The sequence below is a fragment of the Rhizobacter sp. Root1238 genome (assembly GCF_001425825.1).
Classification (GTDB): Bacteria; Pseudomonadota; Gammaproteobacteria; order Burkholderiales; family Burkholderiaceae_C; genus Rhizobacter.
The window spans coordinates 18,055-43,720 of record NZ_LMDM01000006.1; the positions used below are offsets into that span (position 1 = coordinate 18,055).

Genomic DNA, 25,666 nt, shown 5'->3' on the forward strand with positions numbered 1-25,666 from the left:
TCTTGCACCTTCAAGACAAAAGCAACGGGTGCAGCAGAACCATGAACACCCCAACCCCAAGGACAGCTTCCATGAAACGCTCCCTCATCGTCGCCGCGCTGGCCACCGTTGCCGCAGGCACCTCGTTCGCACAAAGCAGCGTCACGATCTATGGTCGCCTGAACGACTCCGTCGAGCGCCAGAAGACCGGCGACAACAGCATCTACGCGCTGCAGAACAATTCCTCGCGCATCGGCTTCAAGGGTGTCGAAGACCTGGGCGGCGGCCTGAAGGCCGGCTTCCAGCTGGAGCACGGCTTCAACGCCGACAACGGCAAGCAAAGCCAGACCGCCTTCTGGGCCCGCCAGTCGGAAGTGTTCCTGCAAAGCGCCGAACTGGGCACGCTGCGCCTGGGCAACTTCACGGCCGAGTCGTACTACGCGACGGCCGACTACGTGAGCATGCACAACCACGACACCGGCACCTCGTCGGACGCGCTGTACCAATACGTCATGCGCGACACCAACAAGGTCGCGTGGCGCGCTCCGGAATTCGTCAAGAACCTGTCGCTGGAAGCCGCCGTGTCGGCAGGCGAAGCGGCTCCGGGCCAAGAAAAGGCCTTTGACCTGGCCGCCAACTACTCGGCGGGCAACCTGGCCCTGGGCGCCGGCTTCTCGAAGAACAAGTCCGACAAGCAGTTCGCCGTGCGCGCGCTGTACACGCTGGGCGACTTCACGTTCGGCGGCTACTACCAGCGCGCCGAGCTGGGCAGCAGCTTCCAGCCGCTGGACGGCAAGGTCAACATCGTCCGCCTGTCGGGCATGTACGCCGTCGGCGCTTCGGAATTCCACCTGAACTTCGGCGTGGCCGGCAAGCTCGACCACATCGACGACACCGATTCGCGTCAAGCCACCGTCGCGTACAACTACAACCTGAGCAAGCGCACCAAGCTGTACGCCTTCTACACGAAGGTCGACAACAAGGCGCTGGCCACCTACGCGACCGGCCAGGCCGGTGTCGACTTCAGCTCGATCGCCGCAGGCATCCGCCACAACTTCTGATCCTTGCTTCCGCAAGGTTGAAGCCGAAAGGCCGGTCGCAAGACCGGCCTTTTTTACTTCAGCCAAGGAAGTAGCGCTTCAGCCCGGCCAGCACCATCTCGACGGCAATCGCCGTCAGCACCAGGCCCATCAGCTTCTCGATCGCCGAGACCACCGAATCGCCGAGCAGCCGGCGGATGCGGTCGCACAACACCAGCACCACGCCCGACACCGCCATCGCCGCCGTCAGCGCGGCCACCCAATCGAGCAGGCGGTCCGGCTGGCGCGAGGCCAGCAGCAGCACGGTCGCCATCGCCGACGGGCCCGCCAGCAGCGGCACCGCGAGCGGGAAGATCAGCGGTTCCTTGCCCTCGGTCGTGCCGTACACGCCGCCTTCGTGGCTGAAGATCATCCGGATCGCGACCATCAGCAGGATCACGCCGCCGGCGACTTCGAGCGACCGCTCCGACAGGTGCATCACGCGCAGGAAGCCGTTGCCGAAGAACATGAAGAAGAACAGCACGCCGAACGCGATGCCGACCTCGCGCATCGCGACCCAGCGGCGCCGGTGCTTCGGCACCTCGCGCATGATCGGGATGAAGATCGGCAGGCTGCCCAGCGGGTCCAGCACCAGCAGCAGCAGCACGAAGGCCGAAAGAAAGCTGTGGTCCATGCTCAACGGCCTCGCCAGAAGAGCGCGTCCAGCTCCTTCATCGTGATCTGCCGCCAGGTCGGCCGGCCGTGGTTGCACTGGTCGGATCGCTCGGTGCGCTCCATGTCGCGCAGCAGCGCGTTCATCTCGTCGATCGTCAGCTGCCGGTTCGCACGCACTGCGCCGTGGCAGGCCATCGTCGACAGCAGCTCGTCCTGCGCACGCTGGATCACGCTGCTGGCGTCGTACTGCGACAGCTCGGCCAGCACGCTGCGCGCCAGCTCGACGACGTCGCCGCCGACCAGCGCCGCCGGCTGCGAGCGCACCGCCAGCGTCGTCGCCGACAGCGGCGAGACATCGAGACCCAGCGTGCGCAGGTTGTCAGCCTGCGCCTGGGCGGTCGCGATCTCCTGGGCGGTCGCGGCGAACGTGGCCGGAATCAGCAGCGGCTGGCTGTCGATCGCGGTGCTGCCGAGGCTCGCCTTCAGGCGTTCGTAGACGATGCGCTCGTGCGCCGCATGCATGTCGACGATCACCAGCCCATGACTGTTCTCGGCCAGCACGAACACGCCGCCGATCTGTGCGATCGCGCGGCCGAGCGGCCATTCGTCGCGCTGGAAGTCGAGCGCCTGGGCGGGCGCGGGCGGCACCGCCGACAGCGCCCCGCCGGCCGGCGCGAGCCGTGCCGCGGGCGCCGCCTCGCCGCCGCCCCACAGAGTCGCCACCTGCTGCAGGCCGAGGGCGCCCTGCACCTGCGGGCGCATCGGCGACGGCGCGAAGCCACCGCCACCGAACGGCGCCGGTCGCGCAGCGGGCACCGCCGAGTAGCCCGCCAGGTGCTCGGACGCGAGCAGCACGCCCGCCACGCCACCGGCCTCGTCGCCGGCCGCCGCCGCAGCACGCGGCGCGGCCAGCGCGCCCTCGACCGCACGCCGCACCGCCTGGTGCACCTCGCGCGAATCGCGGAAGCGCACCTCGATCTTGGTCGGGTGCACGTTGACGTCGACCCGGTCGGGCGCGATCTCGATGAACAGCACATAGGCCGGCTGGCGCCCGCCGTGCAGCACGTCTTCGTACGCAGATCGCACCCCGTGGGCGATCAGCTTGTCGCGCACATAGCGGCCGTTGACGTACACGTACTGCTGGTCGGCGCGCGCGCGGGCCGCGGCCGGCGTGCCCGCTCGCCCGGTGATTCGCATCGGGCCGGCTTCGAGCAGCACCTCGCAGCTCTGCTCGACGAATTCATCGCCCATCACGTCGCGGATGCGCTGGGCCTGCGCCGCGCGGCGCCACTGCTGCGACAGCTTGCCCTCGTGCCACACCGCGAAGCCGACGTCCGGACGCGCCAGCGCATGGCGGCGCACCGCATCGAGGCAGTGCGCGAACTCGGTCGCATCGGTCTTCAGGAACTTGCGGCGCGCCGGCGTGCTGAAGAACAGCTCGCGCACCTCGACGCTGGTGCCGATGCCGCGCGCCGCCGGCACCAGTTCGCCGGAGCGCGCGTCGAGCCGCTGCGCATGCGGCGCGCCTTCGGTGCGGCTCGCGATGGCGAGCTCGGCCACCGACGCGATGGCCGCCAGCGCCTCGCCGCGGAACCCCATCGTGACGACGCCTTCGAGCTCGGCCAGCGACGCGATCTTGCTGGTGGCATGCCGGCGCAGCGCGAGCGGCAGCTCGTCGCTCGGGATGCCCTGTCCGTCGTCTTCGACCAGGATGCTGCGCACCCCGCCGGCCGCGAGCTTGATGGCGATCTCGCGACCGCCGGCATCGAGCGCGTTGTCGACCAGCTCGCGCACCACCGAGGCCGGCCGCTCGACCACTTCGCCGGCGGCGATCTGGCTGATCAGCTCGTCGGGCAGCTCGCGGATCGGACGGCGTGGGGCGGGCTGCAAAAGGGCATTCATCGGTGAATTGTAGGAGTCCGCGATGCCCTCGGGATAATGCGCCGATGCATGACCTGACCCTGCTCCTGACCCTGGCCGGCGGCCTCGCGTTCGCGCTCGTGTTCGGTGCGTTGACGCGTCGCATCGGGCTGTCGACGCTGGTCGGCTACATGCTGGCCGGCATCGTCGTCGGGCCGTTCACGCCGGGGTTCGTCGCCGATGCGGGCCTCGCGTCGCAGCTGGCCGAGATCGGCGTGATCCTGCTGATGTTCGGCGTCGGCATGCACTTCCACCCGCAGGAGCTGCTGCGGGTGTGGAAGCTGGCGGTGCCGGGGGCGATCGCGCAGAGCGCGGTGGCGGGCGTCGCCGGCTGGGGACTGGCGCGCCATTTCGGCTGGTCGCATGCAGCCGGCGCGATCTTCGGCATGGCGCTGGCCGTCGCCAGCACGGTGGTGCTGATGCGCATGCTGGTCGAACAGAACCGGCTCGCGAGCCGCGACGGCCATGTCGCGGTCGGCTGGCTGATCGTCGAGGACCTGTTCACCGTCGGTGCGCTGGTGGTGCTGCCGCTGCTCGCGCCGCCGGCCGAAGGTGCCGCGGGAGGCGCACCGTCGCTTGGCATGGCGCTGCTGATGGCGCTCGGCAAGGTCGTCGTGTTCGCGCTTCTGGTGGGCGTGGTCGGCACGCGGCTGGTCGGGCGCGTGCTCGAGAAAGTGGCACGCACGCAGTCGTCCGAGCTGTTCACGCTGACGGTGTTCGTCGTCGCACTGGGCGTCGCGGTGCTGGCGGCGCAGGTGTTCCACGTGTCGGTCGCGCTGGGCGCGTTCTTCGCCGGGCTGGTGGTCGGGCAGTCGCGCTTCGGCCCGCAGGCGGCCGCCGACATGGCGCCGTTCCGCGACGTCTTCTCGGCGCTGTTCTTCGTCTCGGTCGGGATGCTGTTCAACCCGAGCTTCGTCGTCGAGCACCCGTGGATGGTGCTGGGCGTGCTGGTGATCGTGCTGGTGGTCAAGCCGCTGGTGGCGGTCGCGATCGTCGCACTGCTGCGCGAGCCGCCGCGCACCAGCGCGACGGTGGCGGTGGGCCTGGCGCAGATCGGCGAGTTCTCGTTCATCCTCGCGAGCCTGGGGCTGTCGATCGGCGTGCTGCCACGCGAGGCGATGGATGCGCTGGTGGTCGGCGCGATCGTCTCGATCGCGTTGAACCCGCTGCTGTTCCGCTGGATCGGCAAGCGGGTCGCGGAGCCGGATGCGGCGCATGCGGCGCCCACCGCCGCACCGGCCGAGGAGGCAGCGCACACCGCGTCGGCCGTGCTGCTGTGCGGCTATGGCGCGCTGGGCCGCCGCATCGCGGCGCGCTGCGTCGAGAGTGGCATCGCGGTCGCCGCGGTGCACCACGATCCAGACCTCGAAGCGGTGCCCGGCATCACGCTGGTGTTCGGCGACCCGACGCGCGGCGAGGTGCTCGAAGCCGCCGGCATCGCCGACGCGCGCCTGCTGGTCGTCGCCGACCTGCTGCTGAGCGCCAAGATCCAGGTCTGCACGCAGGCGCGCCGGCTGAACCCGCGCATCGTGATCAGCGGCAGCGCGAACACCGATGCGGAGCGCGCGTGGCTGGAAGAATTCGGCGCGCAGTTCGTCAGCGACGGACGCGACGAGCAGAGCGCGCAGATGGCGCGGGCGATCAAGGCATTGTTGTGACCGCCTGCACGGTCGAGGTGGTCGCAAATTGCGACCACCGATAATCCCCGCCCATGGACATCGCCCACTTCATCCTCGATTTCATCCTGCACGTCGACGTGCACCTCGCGAACTTCGTCGCGGCCTACGGCGCCTGGGTCTACGCGCTGCTGTTCCTGATCATCTTCGTCGAGACCGGCGTCGTCGTGATGCCCTTCCTGCCGGGCGACTCGCTGCTGTTCGTGGTCGGTGCGCTGTGCGGTGCCGGGCTGATGAGCCTGCCGCTGTCGATCGGGCTGCTGGTGGCCGCGGCGATCCTCGGCAACCAGAGCAACTACGCGATCGGCCGCCATTTCGGGCCCCGCGTGTTCCAGTGGGAGAACTCGCGCTTCTTCAACAAGCGGGCCTTCGAGCAGGCCCATGCGTTCTACGAGAAGTACGGCGGCATCACGATCATCGCGGCGCGCTTCATGCCCTTCCTGCGCACCTTCGCGCCCTTCGTCGCCGGCGTCGCGCAGATGACGCGCCGCAAGTTCACGCTGTACGACGTGAGCGGCGCGGTGCTGTGGGTCGGCGGCGTCACGCTGGCCGGCTACCTGTTCGGCAACATCCCGTGGGTCAAGGAGCACCTCGACAAGATCATCTGGGGCGCGATCCTGCTGCCGGGGCTGCTGGTGGTGTTCGGCGCGTGGAAGGCGCGCCGCACGCAGCCCGCCTGATCGCGCCCGGGCCTACAGCTGCCGCTGGCGTGCCAGCGGCGGGTTCTTCGCGAAGTAGCGCCGGATCCCGGTCGTCAGCGCCTCGACCAGTTGCAGCTGGTACTGCGGATCGCGCAGCTTGGCTTCTTCTTCCGGGTTCGAGATGAAGGCCGTCTCGACCAGGATCGACGGGATGTCCGGCGCCTTCAGCACCGCGAAGCCGGCCTGCTCGACGCTGCCCTTGTGCAGCTTGCCGACCTTGCCGATCTGGCCCAGCACCTCGCTGCCGAGCTTCATGCTGTCCTTGATCTGCGCGGTGGTGCTCATGTCGAGCATCGCGCGCAGCACCGCGGCATCCTTGGCCTTGAAGTTGACGCCGCCGACCATGTCGGCCGCGTTCTCCTTGTCGGCCATCCAGCGCGCCGCGGTGCTGGTGGCGCCGTGCTGCGACAGCGCGAACACCGACGCGCCGCGTGCCTTCGGCGTCAGGAACGCATCGGCATGGATCGACACGAACAGGTCGGCCTGCACGCGCCGCGCCTTGCGCACCCGGTCCTGCAGCGGCACGAAGAAATCCGCGTCGCGCGTCATCATCGCGCGAAAGCCCGGCAGCGCATTGATGCGGTCGCGCAGCTTCAGCGCCACCTGCAGCACCACGTCCTTCTCGTGCAGCCCGCTCGGACCGCTCGCGCCGGGGTCCTCGCCGCCATGGCCGGGGTCGAGCGCGACGATGATCAGCCGGTCGATGCGCCCCTGCGACATCGGCGGCACCGTGGCGGCACCGTCCGCCAGCGGCCCGCCATGCGGCTGCGACGCCGCGGCCACCGGTGGCTGCGCCGGCGCCGGCAGCGGCTTGATGCTCACCTCGGGCGGCTTGCCGATCTTGCCGATGAATTCGCCGAGCGCATCCTGCACCTCTTGCGCGGCGCGCTGCTCGGCCTGCTCCTTGTCCTTGATCAACGCCAGCAGCGGATCGCGCTCCTGGGTCGGATAAAGGTCGAACACCAGCCGGTGCTGGTAGGCCGCGACCGGCGCCAGCGCGAACAACTGCGGTGCCGTCGCCTGCTTCAGGTCGAGCACCAGGCGCACGACCCGCGGCTGGTTCTGCCCGACCCGCACCCCGCCGATGAACGGATCGTCGGACCGCACCTTGCCGACGATCTCCCGCAGCGCCGGGCTCAGCTCCAGCCCGTCGATGTCGATGACGAGCCGGTTCGGGTTCTCCGCCAGGAAGTGCTTGATCGACAGCGCGCTGTCGGACTCGAGCGTCACGCGGGTGTAGTCGGCAGCCGGCCACACCCGCACCGCGACGATGCTGGCGCCGAAGGCCAACTCGTTCGCTCCGAGCATCAGCACGAGGCTGCCGAGGCCTTTCAGCGCGGCGCGGCGCTTCATGACAGCAACTCCAGGCCCAGCGAGGTCTGCGCGGCCAGGCGCACGTGGCGCGGCCCGTCCCCCGGCTCGTCCTCGCTCAGACCGATGTCGATGCGCAGGTCCGCCAACGGCAGCAGGCCGTGCGCCTGCTCCGGCCATTCGGCGATCTTCAGGCCCGGGGCGCCGAACACGTCGCGGAAGCCGGCGTCCTCGAACTCCTGCGGGTCTTCGAAGCGGTAGAAATCGAAGTGCGAGATCGCCGGGCCGTCCGGCAACGGATACTGCTCCATCACCGCATAGGTCGGGCTCTTGATGCGCCCGGTGACGCCGAGGGCCTGCAGCAGGTGGCGCGTGAAGGTGGTCTTGCCGGCGCCCAGCGGGCCGTGCAGTTCGATGAAGGCCTCGCGCAGCGCGGGCTGCGCCGCCAGCCGCTGCGCCGTGGCGGCGCAGGCGGCCTCGTCGGGCCAGGACAGCGATCGGGTTTCTAGAATCGTCAAATGACCGAAGCTCAGCAGGTGGACGGTGATGGCCTCGTCGCGCAGTTGCGCGAATGGGGCCTCGCGCTCGGATTTTCACAGATCGGCGTCGCCGATGTGGATCTGTCCTCCGCCGAGGCAGGGCTTCTGGCGTGGCTGCGCGACGGCTTCCATGGCGAGATGGGCTACATGGCCGCGCACGGCCTGAAGCGCGCACGGCCCGCCGAACTGGTGCCGGGCACCGTGCGGGTCATCACCGCCCGCATGGACTACCTGCCGAAGGACACCGCCGACGACTGGCAGGCCGTCGAATGGCAGCGCCTCGCGTCGCCGGCGCAGGCCGCGGTATCGGTCTATGCCCGCGGCCGCGACTACCACAAGGTGCTGCGCAACCGGCTGCAGAAGCTCGCCGACCGCCTGCAGCAAGCGGTCGGCCCGCGCGGCCACCGGGTGTTCACCGATTCGGCACCCGTGCTCGAAGTGGAACTCGCGTCGCGCAGCGGCATCGGCTGGCGCGGCAAGCACACGCTGACGCTGCACCGCGAAGCCGGCTCGATGTTCTTCCTCGGCGAGATCTACGTCGACCTGCCGCTGCCGCTGTCGACGCCGGTCACCGGCCACTGCGGCAGCTGCAGCGCCTGCATCGATGTGTGCCCGACCCGCGCCATCGTCGCGCCCTACCGCGTCGATGCGCGGCGCTGCATCTCGTACCTGACGATCGAGCATGCCGGGCCGATCCCGGTCGAGCTGCGTCCGGCCCTCGGCAACCGCATCTACGGCTGCGACGATTGCCAGCTGGCCTGCCCGTGGAACAAGTACGCGCAGCGCAGTCCGCTGCCCGACTTCGACCTGCGCGACGCGCTCGCGACACCGACGCTGCTCGGGCTCTGGGCCTGGACCGAGGCCGACTTCCTGCGCCACACCGAAGGCAGTGCGATCCGCCGCATCGGCCACCAGCGCTGGCGCCGCAACCTCGCGGTGGCGATCGGCAACGCGCTGCGCCATGCGGCCACGCCGGCCGCCGACCGCGCGGCGCTCGCCGCCGCATTGCAGGCGTCGCGCGAGGGGGCTGACGAACTGGTGCGGGAGCACATAGACTGGGCGCTCTCCGAAGCGTGATCCGTGGCAGTCGAACGGCACGAACATTGCTCAACCCGATGTTGTCCTCACCGAACTGCCACGCATGATCGCCCGCCTGCTCTCGCTGCTGCTTCTCGTCCTCGCCTGCTCCCCCGCGTCCGCCGCACCGCGCTGCCTCAGCGACTGCACGCCGCGCATCGGCATCGTCTCGGCCTTCGGTGCCGAGGCCGACATCCTGGTCGCCAACACGCAGGGCCGGCGCAGCTTCACCGTCAACGGCAACCGCTTCACGACCGGCACGCTGCGCGGCAACCGGGTCGTCATCGTGCTGAGCGGCGTCAGCATGATCAACTCGACGATGGTCACGCAGCTGATGCTCGACCACTTCCGCGTGCAGCGGCTGATCATGAGCGGCATCAGCGGTGGCGTGAACCCGGCCCACCACGTCGGCGACGTGATCGTGCCCGAGCGCTGGGCGATGCCGCTCGAGGTCTACTGGAACCATGACGGCACGCCGCCCGCCCCGTGCGGCACGCCCGGCGACGTCGGCTGCCTCGGCCTGAAGCTCGCCGAAGCGAACGGCAAGCCGGTGCCGCCCTTCGTCGGCGCGGCGCCGGTCGGCGGGCTCTTCATGCGGCAGAACTTCGTGATGAGCCGCGGGCGCGCACCGCAAGGCGAGTTCCGCTTCGACTACGAGGCCGACCCCGCGATGCTCGAGGTCGCCCGTGCGATCCGACCGACGCTGGCGCGCTGCGGCCCGAAGGCCTACACGCCGGGCGTCGCCGAGCCCGATCCGAAGCAGTGCGTCACGACCCAGCCGCGCGTGGTGGTCGGCGGGCGCGGCGTGTCGGGCACGGTCTTCCTCGCGAACCCGGCCTACCGCAGCTACCTGTTCGAGACCCTGCAGGCCGAGACCTTCGAGATGGAAACCGCCGCGCTCGCGCACGTGGCCCATGCGAACGGCGTGCCCTACATCGCGTTCCGCAGCCTCAGCGACCTGGCCGGCGCCGAAGAATTCAACGCCGACGTCGGCGCGCTGTTCTCGAGCGGGCTCGCCGAAACCAATGAAGCGGCCGTCACGATGGCCTTCCTCGAGGCCTGGAAGGCCCGCGCCACTCCCCGGAGACAACCGAAATGAAGAAGACGACCCCCCTCGCACTGACGCTGGCCGCGGCCGCCTCGCTGGCCCAGGCGCAGACGCCGCCCCCCGCCGCCCCGCGCCCGCTGAAGGTGCTGATCGTCGCGATGTTCGAGCCCGAGGCCGCGCCGTGGATCGAGCCGATGAAGCTGACCGAATCGATCCCGGTGCCCGGCCTGCTGCCGGAGAGCCCGGCGCTGCGCTGCAACACCGACGACGTCTGCCTGCTGACCGCCGGCATGGGGCATGCGAACGTCGCCGCGTCGACGATGGCCGTCGCGCTCGACCCGCGCTTCGACCTGCGCCAGACCTACGTGCTGATCGCCGGCATCGCCGGCATCGACCCGGCGCGCGGCACGCTCGGCACCGCCGCCTGGGCACGCTACCTGGTCGACGTCGGCATCGCGCACGAACTCGATGCACGCGAGATGCCCCGCGGATGGGCCTCGGGCTACTTCGGCATCATGACCAAGGGCCCGGGCGAGAAGCCGAAGCTGGAGTACCACACCGAGGTCGCGCAGCTCGACGAGGCGCTGCTGCAGAAGGCGCTGGCCCTCAGCAGGAACGCGACGCTCGCCGACAGCGATGCCGCGAAGGCCTACCGCAAGCGCTACCGGCAGGCGGCGGCCCGGCAGGCACCCCGCGTGACCCAGTGCGACACGCTCGGCGGCGACACCTGGTGGCATGGCGACAAGCTCGGCGAGCACGCCCGCGCGTGGACCCGGCTGATGACCGACGGCAAGGGCACCTACTGCACCACGCAGCAGGAAGACAACGCCACCTACAACGCGCTGGCCCGCGCGACGGCGGCCGGCCGCGCCGACGTCAAGCGGCTGGCCGTGCTGCGCACCGCGTCGAACTTCGACCGCCCCCATTCGGGGCAGACCGCCTATGCGTCGCTGATGGCGTCGACGGCCGGCACGCCGGGCGGGTTCGTGCCGGCCACGCAGAACCTCTACGCGGTCGGCGGGCTGCTGGTGAACGACATCGTCGCGCACTGGGACCAGTGGCGCGTCGGCGTGCCGGCGCCGTGACGGCTCAGGCCTTCCGGACGTGGACGTGGCATGGCAGTTGCTGTGCCCTCCCATTCCCCCACCCCCCACGGATGCACCCATGCCCCACCAAGCGGCCCCGTTCGCGCTGACCCGCGCCTCCCTCTGCATCGGACTGGCACTGGCCGCACTGGCAGCCCAGGCCCAGGAAGCCAGCGTGCTGGCCCCCGTCACCGTGACGGCCGAGCGCCGCGCCGAGAACGCGAAGGACGTGCCGATGTCGATCTCGACGCTCGGCGGCGAGAAGCTCGACGTGCTGAATTCGTCCGGCGAAGACGTGCGCATGCTGTCCGGCCGCGTGCCCAGCCTGAACATCGAATCGTCGTTCGGCCGTGCCTTCCCGCGCTTCTACATCCGCGGGTACGGCAACACCGACTTCCACCTGAACGCGTCGCAGCCGGTCTCGCTGATCTATGACGACGTGGTGCAGGAGAACCCGATCCTGAAGGGCTTCCCGGCCTTCGACCTGGAGCGCATCGAGGTGCTGGCCGGACCGCAAGGGACGCTGTTCGGCCGCAACACGCCGGCCGGCGTGGTGAAGTTCGAATCGGTCAAGCCGCAGCTGAAGAAAAACGGCGGCTACGGCAGCATCAGCTACGGCAGCTTCGGGACCACCAACGTCGAAGGCGCGCTGAACGTTTCGGCGAGCCCCGATTTCGCGGCCCGCGTGTCGGTGCAATCGCAGCACCGCGACGACTGGGTCGACAACAATTACCGCCCGGCGCAGACCGACAAGCTCGAAGGCTACGACGACAACGCCGTCCGCCTGCAGGCGCTGTACCAGCCCGACAACAACTTCAGCGCGCTCGGCAACGTGCACTTGCGCGACCTGAAGGGAACGGCGCGGCTGTTCCGCGCCAACATCATCAAGAAGGGCAGCAACGACCTGGTCGACGGCTTCGACGAGAAGTCGGTGACGATCGACGGCAAGAACGAGCAGACGCTGTCGAACTTCGGCACCAGCCTGCGGCTGCGCTGGAACCTGGGCGAGGTGGCGCTGAACTCGATCAGCGGCTTCGAGCACCTGTACACCTACAGCCGTGGCGATGTCGACGGTGGTTTTGGTGCCCCGTATGCGCCCGGCGGCGCGAACGGCCCGGGCTTCATCCCGTTCTCGAGCGAGACCTCGGACGCACTGAACGGCCACCGCCAATACTCGCAGGAGTTCCGCCTCGAGTCGCTGGCCGGCGGGCCGCTGAAGTGGCAGGGCGGCGTCTACCTGTTCCGCGAACGCTACGTGATCGACAGCATCAGCTACGACACGATCTTCCACGGACCGGACACCTCGGTGAAGACCTCGCAGCTCAACAACGCCTGGGCGGTGTTCGGCTCGGCCAACTACCAGTTCACGCCGCAGCTGAACGTGCGCGGCGGGCTGCGCTACACGCACGACGAGAAGTTCCTGTCGACGACGACCGCCGACACCCCGATCAACACCACCGCCGGCACCAGCGCCGACACCAGCGACTCCAAGGTCAACTGGGACCTGAGCGGCACCTACGCGCTGACGCCCGACCTGAACCTGTATGCCCGCGTCGCCACCGGCTTCCGCGCGTCCAGCCTGCAGAACGCGTCGGCCTTCGGCCCGCAATCGAAGGCCGGGCCGGAGACCAACACCTCGTACGAGGCCGGCGTGAAGGCCGACCTGCTGAACAAGCGGGCGCGCACCTCGTTCAGCGTCTTCCACTACGACGTGAAGGACCAGCAGCTGAGCGCGGTGGGGGGCTCGCAGAACGTCACGACGCTGGTCAGCGCGAAGAAGGCGCAGGGCCAGGGCGTGGAGTTCAGCCTCGACGCCTACCTGACCGACACGCTGCTGCTGACGATGAACGGCAGCTACAACATGACGAAGATCAAGGACGGCGACCTCGTCGTCGCAGGCTGCGCGCAGTGCACGGTGAACGACCCGGCGGGCGCGGTGGCCGGCACGTACCACATCGACGGCAACCCGCTGCCGCAGGCCCCGAAGTGGATCGGCAACGTGACGCTGCGCTACGGCCTGCCGTCGGCGTCGGGCGGCGAGTACTTCGTCTACACCGACTGGGCGTACCGCAGCAAGATCAACTTCTTCCTGTACGAGTCGACCGAATTCACCGGCAAGTCGCTGCTGACCGGCGGGTTGCGGCTGGGCTACCAGTGGGCGAACGGCAAGTACGAGGCGGCGGTCTTCGCGCGCAACATCACCAACGAGATCCAGGTGGTGGGTGGGATCGACTTCAACAACCTGACGGGCTTCATCAACGAGCCGCGCACGTTCGGCGCGCAGTTCAAGGCGACGTTCTGATCTTTGCGGTTGCAGGAGTGGCCAGGGCGCGGGCGGGGAGGCCGCGGAGCTCCGGCGGATTCCTGGGTGGACGCTCCCCCCGTTCGCCCTGAGCTTGTCGAAGGGCTTGTTCACACGGCACCAAGGCTTCGACAGGCTCAGCCCGACCCTTCGACAAGCTCAGGGCGAGCGGGTTCAGGCTTCGACAAGCTCAGCCCGAACGGGGTGGTGGTGAGCGCCGCATGCCGTTCGCGCCGCGCTCAGGGAAGCGCCGCAAGCACCGCCAGCCACACCGGGATGCTCAGCATCCCGATCAAGGTCGATAAGGTGACGAGGCCCGCGACATAGGCGCCGTCGCCGCCCATGCGCGCCGCGAGCACATAGGCGCTCGACGCAGTGGGCATCGCCGCGAACAGCACGACGATGTCGCGCTGCGCGAGCGGCAGTGCCAGCGCGGCCGTCAGCCCGATCGCCACCGCCGGCAGCACCGCATGCCGGATCGCCAGGAAGGCCGCTGCCAGCCCCGGTGCGGCGCGCAACCCGGCCACCCGCAGCCCTGCCCCCACCGCCATCAGCCCGACCGGCAGCGCCGCGACACCGATGCGCTGCAGCGTCGTCGCGACCGCGTCCGGAAAACGCAGGCCGATCAGGTTCGCGATCAACCCCGCCACCGTGCTGACGATCAGCGGGTTGCGCACGATCTCACGCGCATACGAATGCCCACCGTGGCGCGCCAGCGGCCACACCGCCGCCACGTTGCACAGCGGCACGCCCAGCGCGATCAGCAAGGCCATCCACGCGACGCCCTGCTGCCCACCCAACCGCTCGGCCAGCGCCAGCGCGATGAACGAGTTGAAGCGGAACGCCGTCTGCGCGCCCGAGGCATGCAGGCGCGCATCCACCCCCGGCCAGCGCTTCAGCGCGTAGGACAGCGCGATGCCCGCCAGCAGCATGCCGACACCGCTCGCCGCCAGGCTCAGCGTCTGCGTCGGCTGCAGCGGGCTGCGCACGATCGAGTTGAACAGCAGCACCGGGAACAGCACGTAGTAGACGAGCCGTTCGGCGGCCTCCCACACCGGGCGGTCGAGTGCGGTGTAGCGGCAGATGCAGAAGCCGCAGACGATCAGCAGGAAATCTGGGAGCAACAGCAGGGCATTCGACATGCGGCCCGAGTGTGCCAGCGACACCGGGCGCCTTCGTGCTTTCCCGCATCGTAGTTTCCACACTGCCGCCGCGAAGGCGTCGGGGCAGGATCGCTCACAATCCCCGATCGTTCCGTGCCTCGACCTCATCCGCAACAGGAGACACCATGCAACGCAGAACATTGATCGCCGCCGCCGCCTTCGCGAGCGCGCTGCTTGCCGCCCACGGCGCCCAGGCCCAGGCGTATCCGACCAAGCCGGTGCGGCTGGTCGTGCCCTTCGCGCCCGGTGGCACGACCGACATCATTGCCCGCGTGGTGGCCGAGAAGATCAACGGCCCGCTCGGCCAGACGATGATCGTCGAGAACAAGGCCGGCGGCGGCGGCTCGGTCGGCGCCAACGAGATCGCGAAGGCGACGCCCGACGGCTACTCGCTCGGCGTCGCCACCGTGTCGACGACCGCGGCCAACCCGGCCATCAACGCGAAGATCCCGTACAACCCGATCACCGACTTCACGCCGATCATCAACGTGGCGGCCACGCCGAACGTGATCGCGGTGCACCCGAGCTTCCCGGCCCGTGACTTCGCCGGCTTCCTGGCCGAGCTGAAGAAGAACCCCGGCAAGTACTCGTTCAGCAGCTCGGGCACCGGCGGCATCGGCCACCTGCAGATGGAGCTGTTCAAGAGCCTGTCGAACACCTTCGTCACGCACATCCCGTACCGCGGCGCCGGCCCGGCGCTCAACGACACCATCGCCGGCCAGGTGCCGATGATCTTCGACAACCTGCCGTCCGCCCTGCCCTTCATCAAGGACGGCCGGCTGATCCCGATCGTCGTCGCGGCACCCACGCGCCTCGCGGTGCTGCCGAACGTGCCGACCTTCAAGGAAGTCGGCTTCGAAGGCGTCAACCGCATGGCCTACTACGGCATCTACGGCCCGAAGGGCCTGCCGAAGGACATCGTCGACAAGGTCAGCGTCGCGGTGAAGAAGACGCTGGAAGACCCGGCGGTGAAGAAGCGCATCGAGGAGACCGGCTCGCTGCTGGTGGCCAACACGCCCGAGCAGTTCGCGGCGCAGATCGCGGCCGAGTACGAGGTGTACAAGAAGGTCGTCGCGCAGCAGAAACTCAAGTTGGACTGATTGAGCACAGCCCTGTTGCAGGCTTCGCCTGAACTGACGGACAGCCACGGCGCGATCGATCGCTTCATCGACGCGCTGTGGATCGAGGACGGCCTCGCGGCCAACTCGCTGGCCGCCTACCGGCGCGACCTGACGCTGTATGCGCAGTGGCTCGCGAATGAGCCGAAGAAGGCGCTGAACGCCACCACCGAGATCGACCTGCGCGCCTATGCGGTGACGCAGGTCGCCGGCAAGGCCACCAGTGCGAACCGGCGGCTCACCGTCTTCAAGCGCTACTTTCGCTGGGCGCTGCGCGAGCACCTGGTCGCCACCGACCCGACGCTGAAGCTGCTGACCGCGCGCCAGCCGCTGCGCGTGCCGAAGACGCTCAGCGAAGCCCAGGTCGAAGCGCTGCTGAAGGCGCCCGACACCGACACCCCGCTCGGCCTGCGCGACCGCACGATGCTCGAGCTGATGTATGCGAGCGGGCTGCGCGTTAGCGAACTCGTCACGCTGAAGGCGGTGCACCTCGGGCTGTCGGACGGTGCGCTGCGCGTCACCGGCAAGGGCTCGAAGGAACGCATCGTGCCGTTCGGCGACGAAGCGCATGCGTGGCTGCGGCGCTACCTCGACGAGGCGCGCGCCGACATCCTGAAGGGCCAGGCGAGCGATGCCCTCTTCGTCACCGGCCGCGGCGGACCGATGACGCGGCAGATGTTCTGGCAGCTCGTCAAGAAGTACGCGCTGCAGGCCGGCATCCATGCGCCGCTGTCGCCGCACACGCTGCGCCATGCCTTCGCGACCCACCTGCTGAACCACGGCGCCGACCTGCGCGCGGTGCAGATGCTGCTGGGGCATGCCGACATCTCCACCACCACCATCTACACGCACGTGGCGCGGGAGCGGTTGAAGGCGCTGCACGCCGCCCACCACCCCCGCGGCTGACGCTATTTCACGATCACCAGGTACATGCTGATGCCGGCGTTGTTCAGCGGCCCCAGCGTCACCGTGCCGGCGTTCAAGCGCTTCTTGAAGATGCTGAACGCGCGGGCCGTGCCACCCTCCGAGGTCGTCAGGTCGCTCCCGGTGTCGACCCAGCTGCTGTCCACCCACGACGGCAGCGCACCGCGGTTGTCGAACGCCAGGTAGACATCCGCCGCCGCGCTCAGCGAGAAGGTCGCGAGCGGCGTGCCGGTGTACGACTTCGACGCGTTCGCGGTGCGGACCCAGCTGCCACCGGTCACCGCGGCCGGCAGGCTCGCGACGGTGAACGCGCGGTCGCCGTAGACGGTGTTGCCGACCTGCAGGTTGGCCAGGATCGACCAGGCCGCCGAATTGCTGCCGTCGGACACCAGCAGGTTGCCGACCACCGCCACCGGCGGCGTCGTGGCGCAGCCTGTCACGCGCGCGCCGCCCCAGTCGGCATGGTCCGAGCCCTTGCCATCGCCGCCGTCGGTGACGACCAGCCGCAACTGGTTCTTGCCGGCCACGCTGACGTCGGCCTTCTTGCGCAGGTCGCCGGCGCGGGTCACGCCGCTGTCGTAGGCCAGCGCGCCGTCCAGCCAGACCTGGAACACCACCGAGCCGTTGTTGCCGACCTCGCCGTCGATCGCCAGGTCGGACAGGAAGTGCCCCGAGCAGTTGCCGTTCAGCGCGAACGTGATGTCCGACGGCGCATGCACGCCCAGCCCGCGCGGGTACGGCACGCCGGCCAGCACCATTGGCTTGCCGTCGGCCGCGCCCTGCTCGCCGTTGCTGCGGTCCACCTCGTACGGCCCCCAGCCATTGGCCGGCGTGCCGACCACCGGCAACTGGCTGACGGGGGTGCGCGGAATGATGTCGCGCGTCGCGCTCGCGGTGGCACCGGACGAATCGCGCACCGTCAGCGTGATGCGCAGCCACATGTTGGCCTCGGTCGCCTCGAAGTCAGGCACCGTGAAGCTGCCGTTGGTCGCGCCGCTGACCGGCGTCACGAACGAATGCGCGTGCGAGTCGTGCTGGAAATCGACCTTCCAGGTGAACGCGCTCGCCGGCAGGTTGCCGTCTTCCGGGTCGCCGCCGCTGCCGGAGTACGAGATCACGTCGCCGGTCGAGAAGCCCGCGCCGGCCGCCGGCGCGACGATGGTCGCGGTCGGCGCGCGGTTGGTCGTGACCGTCAGCGTCGCGTCGTTCGACGTGACGCTGCCCGACGCGTTCGTCACCACCGCGCGGAACGTCGCGCCGGAGTCGTTGACGGTGGTCGTCGCGAGCGTGTAGCTGCTGGCCGTCGCGCCCGAGATGTTCGCGCCGTTGCGCTGCCACTGGTAGCTGGTCGCGCCATCGGCGCCGACGCTGAAGGTCGCGGCGGTTCCGACGTACACCGTGATGCTCTGTGGCTGCGCGGTGATGGCCGGCGCCTGGCTGCCGGTGTAGCTGATCTTGCCGACGGTGCCCGCCCCCGGCGCCGGCGTGCCGGTGCCCTGGTTGCGCGCCAGGTAGTACATCGCACCGCTCGGCGACACGCCGATGTTGGTCGGGTTGCCGATGCCGCTCGCGAAGTTGTTGATCACCGTCGGCGACGCGAGGCTCAGCGACTTGATCGTGCCGTTGCAGAAGTCGGCGAAGAACAGCTGGCCGACGTAGCTGGCCGGGAAGCGCGCCGTCGCCGGGTTGTAGAACTGCGTGCCGGTGATCGAGCAGCCGACCGAGTGCGAGTAGGCGTAGATCGGGTTGAGGTACGACGCGTTGGTGCCAGTGCCCTCGACCGCCGGCCAGCCGTAGTTGCCGCCGGCCTGGCCGCGGTTGATCTCTTCCCAGCTGCCCTGGCCGACATCGCCGATCACGATCGCGCCGGTGGTCGGCTGGATGTCGAGCACGAACGGGTTGCGGAAGCCCAGCATGTAGTTGGCCTTGTAGGCGCTCGCATTGCTGAAGAACGGGTTGTCCGACGGGATGGTGCCGTCGGCGTTGATGCGCAGCACCTTGCCGAAGGCGCTCGCCAGGTTCTGCGAGTTCGACGTGGCCACCGGCTGCGGGTTGTCTTCGTGGTTGCCGACCGCGATGTACAGCTTGCCGTCGGTGCCGAAGCGCATCGCGCCGCCCATGTGCCACTTGGTCGCGCTCGGGATGTCGGGCAGCTCGAAGATCACCCGCTCGCTGCCGGCCACCACGGTGTCGGCCGCTTCGGTGACGCGGACCACGCGGTTGCGCGACACGCTGCCGACCACCGTCGAGCAGTAGAAGTAGACGTAGTGGTTGGTGGCGAAGGCAGGATCGGGCACGACGCCGAGGCAGCCGCGCTCGTTGGTCGAATCGACGTTGGCGAAGGCGTGGAAGTTCGCCGCCAGCATCGCGTCGTTCTTGATGATGCGCACGATGCCGTTCTGCTGCACGACCAGCACGCGACCGTCGGGCATCACCGCCATCGAGGTCGGGCTGGTCAGGCCGGTGGCGACCTGCGCGTCGACGAAACCGGTCGGCACGCTCGCGGCCAGCGCGGGGCTGGCGATCAGCGCGCCGGCGGCAAGGCCGCCGCACAGGCGACGCAGTCGGGTGAGAAGCTTCATGGAGGGCTCCTGAGGTTCACTTGACGATGACGGAATACATGCTCACGCCGGTGTTGTTCAGCGGCCCGAGCGACACCGTCCCGGCCGGGAAGTTCTTGCGGTACAGCACGAAGGTCCGCCCCGGCGATTCGCTGTTGACGATCTGCAGTCCGGAGTTGGTCCAGCCGCTCATCCACGACGGCGCGCTCGTGCGGTTGTCGATGCCGACGTACACGTCGGCCGCCTGGCTGATCGTGAAGCTCGCGAGCGTCGCGCCGGTGAAGGCGCGCGAGAGGTTCGCGGTGCGCAGCCAGGTCGATCCGGCCAATGCCGCCGGCACGCTGGTGACGGTGTAGGTGCGGTCGCCGTACTGCAGGTTGCCGGCCTGCAGGTTCGACGCCAGCGCCCAGCCGCCGGCGTTCGCGGTGTCCTGCACCGACAGGTTGCTCAGCACGACACCGGCCGCGCCGTCGGTGCTGTCGTCGAGCTGCAGCAGGTAGCTCACCAGCTGCGTGCGCTGCGCCGCCGTCAGGCTGCTCGCGGCGCCGTGCAGGCCGGCGGTGTTGGCGGTGGTCAGCACGTCCAGCAGCGTCGCGGCCGAGCCGTCGTGCAGGTAGGGCGCGCTGTCCCACACGCCGCGCAGCGTCGGCGTGTCGATGCCGGTCAGCGGCCCGCCGAGGCGCTTGCCCGACGACGCCTTGATCGTGCCCACGTCATGCAGCACGCCGGTCGCGCTGTCGGTGAAGTCGGCGCCCGAGTGGCAGCTGCTGCACTGGCCCGCGCCCTTGAAGATCGCCTGGCCGGCGACGCCGTCAGCGGTCAGCGTGCCGTCGGCATTGCGGTACGGGCTCGGGCCGACCGTGGCGAGCGAGCTGACGTAGGCCGCCAGCGCGTCGAGCTCGGCGCTGACGCCCGCCTTCGGGTTGCCCAGCGGCTGGTTGCGCGTGCCGGTGTTGAACTGCGCATCGGTCATGAAGCCGGTGCCGCCGAACGCGTTGCGCATGTCGTGCTCGAAGTCCTGGATCTCGTCGAAGTTCGCGCTCCAGTGCACCCGGCCCTGGCCGGTGCCGCGCCGGCCGTTCAGCACCGTGGTGTTGCGCAGGCCCTCGCCGCGGTCGGTGAAGTCCATCACGCGGCCGTCGTGCCCGCCGTCCTGGTGGCAGCTGGCGCACGAGATGTACTTGTCGCGGTTCATGCGCCGGTCGTCGGCGTTGTAGAAGATCTGCTTGCCCTGGAACACCTGCGCCGACAGCGGCTCCGACGAGACCGCCGCCACGTCGACGATCTTGCTCGCGACGTTGCTGGTCGCGTTCAGGATGCCGTTCACGTCGTACACGCCGACGTTGCGCGACATGAAGTTCTGCACGTACAGCCGGCCGTTCGGCGTCAGCAGCATCCCGCGCGGCGCGCGGCCGACGTTGACGATGCCGGTGCTGATCTGGCGCGTGTAGGCGTCGACCACCTCGATCTGGTTGGTGCCCTGCGTCGAGACGAACGCGTAGTCGCCGAGCGGGCTGAACACCACCGCGTTCGCGAGCTCGCGGTCGTTCAGGTCGATGCGGTCGGCCAGCACCTCGGCGTTGGTGTCCAGCGCGATCTGCGAGACGATGGTGCGCACCGTGCTCTCGAAGGTCAGCGCCTGGCCGTCGCGGAACGTGCCGCGCAGCGTGTTGTCCTTCTTCGACGGGATCCAGGCGCGCTGGCCGTCGGGCTGGATCGCGATCGACGTGATGAAGTTCGGCACGCCGCGGCCGCTGGCCTCGGTGTCGGGCCCAGGGTCAGTCGCCAGCGCGAAGGTGCGGGTGACGGCGGTCAGCCCTGCATTCACCTCGATCACCTCGCCGCGCGTGGCCGGCGACAGGTAGCGGGTGACGAGCACGCGCGACGAATCGCCGCTGATCGCGATGCCGCGCGGCACCGCGCCGAGCGACAGCGTGGCCTGGACCGCGCCGGTCGTCGGGTGCAGCTTGACGACGCCCTGCGAGCCCGACAGCGACACGTAGGCCGCGGTGCCGGCCGGATTGAAGACGATGCCGAACGGCCGCGAGCCGTTGCCGAGCGCGATCGACTGCACGATGCCGCCGCTGGCCGGGTCGAGGATGCTGATGTCGCCCGAACCGAAGTTGGCGACCCACAGCCGGCCGTCGGGCGCGAAGGCCAGCGTCTGCGGGTTGGTGCCGACGCCGACCTCCAGCGCCCGGGTGTTGTTCGCGGTGTTGATCGCGCTGACGGTGTTGCTGTCGGAGTTGACGACCCACACGCGGCTGCGGCCGGCGTCGTAGGCGATGGTGCCGGTGCTGCGCGGCGCGTTCGCGGTCGGCGCGGTGTGGATGGTCTGGTTGGCCGAGCAGGTGCTCGTTTGCGTGCCGCTGCGCACCGACAGGATCACCGGGTAGTGGCGCGGCGCGGCGTAGCTGTGCGTGGCCGACGGCGTGGTCGAGAACGCGGTGCTGCTGCCGTCGCCGAAGCTCCACGAGTACTGCAGGTTGCTGCCGCTGGTCGAGGCCGGCGCGAACGACTGGCTGCTGCCGACCAGCGCGGCGCTGCGCGGCGCGAGCGTGCAGGCCACCGCGGCACTGCCGGCGGTCGTGAAGCGCGACGTGAAGGCGGCCACGCCATTGCCGTTGTCGTCCTTCATGCCGCCGGCGGGCACCACCACCTCGTAGGTGGTGCCGGGGAAGAACGGCGCATCGGGCGCGAAGTTCAGCACGCCGGACTGCCCGCTGTAGCGGCCGGGCAGCGCCGAGCCGCCGACCGGGCGCACGATGAAGCTGGTGGTCGACACGGTGCGCAGGTCGATGTGCGCGGTGGTGGTGAGGCCCACGCGGCTCGTCACCGGCATGCTGGCCGCGTTGTTCTTCGGCGAGACCATGTTGACGCTCGGCGTCTGCGTCCACGGCGCGGCCTGGTGCGGCACGATGGCGCTGCCCGAGCCGTGGTCGTTGCCGATCAGCACGAGGTTGCCGAACACCGTGCCGAAGTCCTCGTCGCGGCCCGAGATGTTGGAGGTGCCGGTGCCGGCGGTGGCGCCGCTCGCGAGGTCGACCTTCGCGTACTTGACCGAGAAGCCCGAGTGGGCGTAGCCGCCCTGCACCGAGACGTAGCCGCCCTTGCCGCCCTGGTCGGCCGACACCGCGGTCTGCGTGAAGACGGCCGGGTTGCTGATGTCGAACACATGCAGCTTGTTGTCGGTGCCGGCGGTGACGATGCGCTCGCCGTTGACGATGCCGCTGTACTGGCCGGGCGTCGTCGAGCTGGAGCCGATCAGGCGCGGGTTGACCGGGTCGCTGATGTCGAGCGTCACCAGGCCGCTGCCGTCGGTGCTGGTCATCGCCAGCAGGTTGCCGACCGCGAAGGTCGGGCCGACGCGGAAGCCGCCCCAGGTGCTGGTCGGGATGGTCTTCACGTAAACCGGGTTGCGCGGGTCGGCGGCGTTGACGATCAGCAGCCCGTTGCCCGAACCGCCGACGTAGACGTAGGGCGCCTGCCAGAACGCCCACCAGGCGCCGAGCGCGTAGTCGGACTCCTGGATGCCCGGCAGCACCAGCTGGCTGAGCTGCACCGGCGCGAGCGGGTTGGTGAAGTCCCAGAACATGATGCCGTTGATGGTCTGCATCACCGCATGCTTGCCGCCGTTGGCGAAGCCGAAGCCGTGCGGCTCGCGCAGCGCGGTCACGTCGGTCTGCGACACCTTGACCGGCGAGCGCGGGTTCGAGATGTCGTAGAACGAGAAGCCGCCGCCCGACACGCCGGAGTCCTTGCCGAACGGCACGAACAGGTAGCCTTCGACCATCTGCACCGTGCCCTCGCCGCGGGCGCTGCCGCCTACGGCACTGTGGATGACCGAGATCGGCTTGAAGACCTCGGAGGCGCTGTAGGTGAGGTTGGGCAGGCCCGGCCCGGCGGCGCTTGCGATGCCGGCCGCGCACAGCGTGGCGGCGATCGGCAGCGTCCGGACGACACGAAGAATGCGCGCAGCCCAACGCGCGCGCCGAAGGTGCTTGAACATCGTTTGTCTCCATCAGTGGCCGCGCGCCGGTGGTCCGGTGCTGCGGATGCGGCGCGGAACGTTTGTTGAATGAACGTTCTACACTGCAATATCAAAGAACATTTGTTCTTATATCAGCCAGGGGGAGGGGTGTCAATCGGGGGCGGGAGCCTTCACCGTTCGCCCTGAGCTTGTCGAAGGGCTGTTCGCATGCCGCCAGGCTTCGACAAGCTCAGCCCGAACGGGGGTGGCTCGGCCCGAACGGGTTGGAGTTCAACTCGAACGGTTGCGGCCCTTCGCGACCTTCCCCGCCTCCGCCAACTGATGCCCTGCCCCCACCACCAGCGCCTGCGACAGGCACAGCGGCGCGACCAGCGAGCGGAACGGGCGGTCGGAGGCCAAGCCGAGCTCGAAGCAGACCGTCGCCGACGGCTTCAGCGGCGACAGCGCGCTGTCGGTGATCGCGATCACGCGCACGCCGCGTGCGTGCACCGATGCGGCTGCGTCGACGACCTCCTGCGAGTAGCTGTGGAAGCTGGCCGCGATCAGCAGCTCGCCACGCTCCAGGTTGCGCAGCGATTCCTGCAGCATGCCGCCCACGCCGTCGAGCAGGTGCACCCGCAGGTCGAGCTGGCTCAGCGCATACGCGAGGTAGCAGGCGACCGGAAAGGCGCGCCGCTGCGCCAGCACATGCACGCGCGGCGCGGCGCACACCAGCTTGATCGCGGCGCTGAGGTCGGCCGCGCGCACGCTCTCCTCGAGCTGGCCGAGCTCCGACACCGCATCGCCGACGAACTGGCTCAGCAGCCCCGCCCCCTTGGTCGCCGGCTGGCCCTGGCGGCGCTGCCGGTCGATGCGCTCGCGGTAGCTGCCCGATCGCTCGACCAGGTGCCCGCGGAACACCTGCTGCATCTCGGAGAAGCCCTTGAACTCCAGCGCATTCGCGAAGCGGATCAGCGACGACGGCTGCACCTTCGCCGATTCGGCCACCGCTGCCACCGTGCCCAGCGCCAGCTCGTTCGGCTGGTCCAGCGCATAGCGCGCGATGCGCTGCAGCTGCTGCGGCAGCTCGGGGTAGGCCTGCTCGATGGCAGCCTTCAATTCGTCATAGCTGGTGGCCCGGGTCATCCATGAAACTTATCATGAACAAACGTTTTTCCGGCCTCGCACTCACCACATTCGTTCAATCCGCCCCCCCGGGTTGCGGTGCCGCGGCGAGCCGCGAAACGAGGTTCGCCCGCCACGCCCCCGCCGCCCTGCAATCCGAATCGCGTTTCGGCGTCCGCACGCCCTCTCCCCAGGTGAAGCACCGCGCGCCCGCCGTGGCACGGCGGTTGCAAAAGAAGCGTCAAGGAGCACCGCCTCATGACGCATCCACTGGTCGAATACAGCCCCGAGACCGAGGCCTCGGACGGCACCCTGCCGGGTCCGCTGGCCACCGTCGCCAGGCGCACGTCGACCTCGGCCGGCGTCTTCAACGAAGGGCAGGTGCTCGAGCTCGCAGCGCAGCTGCTGGAAGCACGCACCGCGCCCGCGCTGGCCGCCTCGCTCGGGCAGTTGATCGCCCGCACCTCGCGCCAGCTCGGCAGCGGCATCGCCCCCGCCGCGGCCCAGGCGCTGCAGGGCGCGCTGGCGCAAGCCGCCGCCCGCGCGCTGCCCGCCGCGGCAGGCCCGCGCAGCAGCCGCCACCTCGCCGCCGCGACCCGCGTCGCCGGCCTCGAACTCGAAGGCCTCAGCCCCGAGGACAAGGAGTTCGAGCTGGCCCGCAACTTCGTGCGCCTGGCCGCCGATGCGGTGCGCCACCTCGCCACCTCACCCGCCGGCGCGTCGCCGCAGCGCTCTGCGCAGCACGCGCTGGCACGGGCCGCGCGCCACCACGCCCCCGGCCTTCTTTCCTCACCCCCCCTCAACCAGGAGCCGACCATGCACGACATCGACCGCACCCAGATGGAGTACGAGAACGAGCAGTTCGAATTCGCAGAGAACGAGTGGTCCCCGGAGGCCGGCGGCGCCTTCAGCGAGGCCGAGGAGATGGAGCTGGCCGGCGAGCTGCTGTCGGTGTCCAACGAAGGCGAGCTCGACCGCTTCCTCGGCGACCTCGTCAGCCGCGCCACCAAGGCCGTCGGCTCGTTCGCGCGCTCGCCGATCGGCCAGGCCGTCGGCGGCGTGCTGAAGGGCGTGGCCAAGAAGGCGCTGCCGCTGGCCGGCACGGCGATCGGCACCTACTTCGGCGGCCCGCTGGGCGCAAAGATCGGCAGTGGCCTCGCCAACGCCGCCAGCAATGCGCTCGGCCTGGAAGGCGAGATGGCCGGCGAAGACCGCGAGTTCGAAGGCGCCAAGCAGTTCGTGCGCCTGGCCGCGCAGACGGCCGCGCAAGCCGCCGCGGCAGCGCCCGGCGCCGATCCGCGCACCGTCGCGCAACAGGCCGCCGTCGCCGCGGCCAAGCAGCTCGCGCCGGGCCTGCTCTCCGCAGCCGCTGCCACCGCCTCGCCCGCGCAGGCCGCTGCGGCCCGCCCGGGCGCAGCCACCAGCGGCCGCTGGGTGCGCCGCGGCAACCGCATCGTCGTCTTCGGCGCCTGA

Annotated in this window: 18 protein-coding genes; 10 read left to right on the forward strand and 8 right to left on the reverse strand. The window is 69.7% G+C overall.

The genetic code is table 11. The features are described from left to right. Nucleotides 1–71: 71 nt before the first annotated feature. Nucleotides 72–1,040 (forward strand): porin, encoded by a 969-nt coding sequence (locus tag ASC98_RS06705; RefSeq protein ID WP_056806434.1) that lies wholly within the window; start codon nucleotides 72–74, stop codon nucleotides 1,038–1,040. Nucleotides 1,041–1,098: 58 nt separating this feature from the next. On the opposite strand, the gene ASC98_RS06710 is transcribed toward ASC98_RS06705, so the two are convergent. Both ASC98_RS06710 and mutL read right to left on the reverse strand, forming a co-directional pair. Further along, a complete protein-coding gene (locus ASC98_RS06710; protein ID WP_200953049.1) occupies nucleotides 1,099–1,692 on the reverse strand; it encodes a MarC family protein in 594 nt (197 codons plus the stop codon). A 2-nt stretch (nucleotides 1,693–1,694) separates the two neighbouring features. Beyond that, nucleotides 1,695–3,575 carry a DNA mismatch repair endonuclease MutL gene (mutL, locus tag ASC98_RS06715; protein ID WP_056806440.1) on the reverse strand — a complete coding sequence of 627 codons (1,881 nt, stop codon included), beginning with the start codon at nucleotides 3,573–3,575 and terminating at the stop codon, nucleotides 1,695–1,697. A 44-nt stretch (nucleotides 3,576–3,619) separates the two neighbouring features. Between mutL and ASC98_RS06720 the strand changes: the two genes are divergently transcribed. Next, nucleotides 3,620–5,251, forward strand: coding sequence for a cation:proton antiporter (locus ASC98_RS06720; RefSeq protein ID WP_056806443.1), 1,632 nt, complete (start codon nucleotides 3,620–3,622; stop codon nucleotides 5,249–5,251). Between the two features lie 53 nt (nucleotides 5,252–5,304). Then, nucleotides 5,305–5,949: a DedA family protein gene (locus ASC98_RS06725; RefSeq protein ID WP_056806445.1), complete on the forward strand. Its 645-nt coding sequence runs from the start codon at nucleotides 5,305–5,307 to the stop codon at nucleotides 5,947–5,949. Nucleotides 5,950–5,961: 12 nt separating this feature from the next. Here ASC98_RS06725 and ASC98_RS06730 read toward each other — a convergent pair whose 3' ends face one another. Together ASC98_RS06730 and tsaE are read right to left on the reverse strand one after the other, a co-directional pair. Beyond that, a complete protein-coding gene (locus tag ASC98_RS06730; RefSeq protein ID WP_056806448.1) occupies nucleotides 5,962–7,323 on the reverse strand; it encodes an N-acetylmuramoyl-L-alanine amidase in 1,362 nt (453 codons plus the stop codon). Beyond that, on the reverse strand, nucleotides 7,320–7,799 hold the full coding sequence (gene tsaE / locus ASC98_RS06735; RefSeq protein WP_235581192.1) for a tRNA (adenosine(37)-N6)-threonylcarbamoyltransferase complex ATPase subunit type 1 TsaE: 480 nt from the start codon (nucleotides 7,797–7,799) through the stop codon (nucleotides 7,320–7,322). The genes ASC98_RS06730 and tsaE overlap by 4 nt, the downstream gene beginning before the upstream one ends. Between tsaE and queG the strand changes: the two genes are divergently transcribed. The 4 genes from queG to ASC98_RS06755 all read left to right on the forward strand — a co-directional run bounded on the left by queG (nucleotide 7,800) and on the right by ASC98_RS06755 (nucleotide 13,332). Beyond that, a complete protein-coding gene (gene queG / locus ASC98_RS06740; RefSeq protein ID WP_056806455.1) occupies nucleotides 7,800–8,897 on the forward strand; it encodes a tRNA epoxyqueuosine(34) reductase QueG in 1,098 nt (365 codons plus the stop codon). A 64-nt stretch (nucleotides 8,898–8,961) separates the two neighbouring features. Continuing rightward, nucleotides 8,962–9,996: a 5'-methylthioadenosine/S-adenosylhomocysteine nucleosidase gene (locus ASC98_RS06745; RefSeq protein ID WP_056806459.1), complete on the forward strand. Its 1,035-nt coding sequence runs from the start codon at nucleotides 8,962–8,964 to the stop codon at nucleotides 9,994–9,996. Continuing rightward, nucleotides 9,993–11,030 (forward strand): purine nucleoside permease, encoded by a 1,038-nt coding sequence (locus ASC98_RS06750; protein WP_056819814.1) that lies wholly within the window; start codon nucleotides 9,993–9,995, stop codon nucleotides 11,028–11,030. The genes ASC98_RS06745 and ASC98_RS06750 overlap by 4 nt, the downstream gene beginning before the upstream one ends. A gap of 79 nt (nucleotides 11,031–11,109) precedes the next feature. Then, nucleotides 11,110–13,332, forward strand: a complete 2,223-nt coding sequence (locus tag ASC98_RS06755; protein ID WP_056806464.1) for a TonB-dependent receptor — start codon at nucleotides 11,110–11,112, stop codon at nucleotides 13,330–13,332. A 239-nt stretch (nucleotides 13,333–13,571) separates the two neighbouring features. On the opposite strand, the gene ASC98_RS06760 is transcribed toward ASC98_RS06755, so the two are convergent. Next, nucleotides 13,572–14,474 (reverse strand): AEC family transporter, encoded by a 903-nt coding sequence (locus ASC98_RS06760; protein WP_056806664.1) that lies wholly within the window; start codon nucleotides 14,472–14,474, stop codon nucleotides 13,572–13,574. Between the two features lie 146 nt (nucleotides 14,475–14,620). Between ASC98_RS06760 and ASC98_RS06765 the strand changes: the two genes are divergently transcribed. Both ASC98_RS06765 and xerD read left to right on the forward strand, forming a co-directional pair. Further along, the gene (locus ASC98_RS06765; protein WP_056806467.1) at nucleotides 14,621–15,595 is read left to right on the forward strand and encodes a tripartite tricarboxylate transporter substrate binding protein BugE; all 975 of its coding nucleotides are present in this window, start codon (nucleotides 14,621–14,623) and stop codon (nucleotides 15,593–15,595) included. Then, the gene (gene xerD / locus ASC98_RS06770; protein ID WP_235581193.1) at nucleotides 15,596–16,519 is read left to right on the forward strand and encodes a site-specific tyrosine recombinase XerD; all 924 of its coding nucleotides are present in this window, start codon (nucleotides 15,596–15,598) and stop codon (nucleotides 16,517–16,519) included. It begins immediately after the preceding gene. Between the two features lie 2 nt (nucleotides 16,520–16,521). Here xerD and ASC98_RS06775 read toward each other — a convergent pair whose 3' ends face one another. The 3 genes from ASC98_RS06775 to ASC98_RS06785 form a co-directional block, all read right to left on the reverse strand. Continuing rightward, nucleotides 16,522–19,119: a PQQ-dependent sugar dehydrogenase gene (locus ASC98_RS06775; protein WP_056819818.1), complete on the reverse strand. Its 2,598-nt coding sequence runs from the start codon at nucleotides 19,117–19,119 to the stop codon at nucleotides 16,522–16,524. Between the two features lie 16 nt (nucleotides 19,120–19,135). Next, nucleotides 19,136–23,107 carry an Ig-like domain-containing protein gene (locus ASC98_RS06780; RefSeq protein WP_056806473.1) on the reverse strand — a complete coding sequence of 1,324 codons (3,972 nt, stop codon included), beginning with the start codon at nucleotides 23,105–23,107 and terminating at the stop codon, nucleotides 19,136–19,138. A 252-nt stretch (nucleotides 23,108–23,359) separates the two neighbouring features. Continuing rightward, nucleotides 23,360–24,214 (reverse strand): MurR/RpiR family transcriptional regulator, encoded by an 855-nt coding sequence (locus ASC98_RS06785; protein ID WP_056806476.1) that lies wholly within the window; start codon nucleotides 24,212–24,214, stop codon nucleotides 23,360–23,362. Nucleotides 24,215–24,451: 237 nt separating this feature from the next. Here ASC98_RS06785 and ASC98_RS31255 point away from each other — a divergent pair, with 237 nt between their 5' ends. Beyond that, nucleotides 24,452–25,666 (forward strand): hypothetical protein, encoded by a 1,215-nt coding sequence (locus ASC98_RS31255; protein ID WP_056806479.1) that lies wholly within the window; start codon nucleotides 24,452–24,454, stop codon nucleotides 25,664–25,666.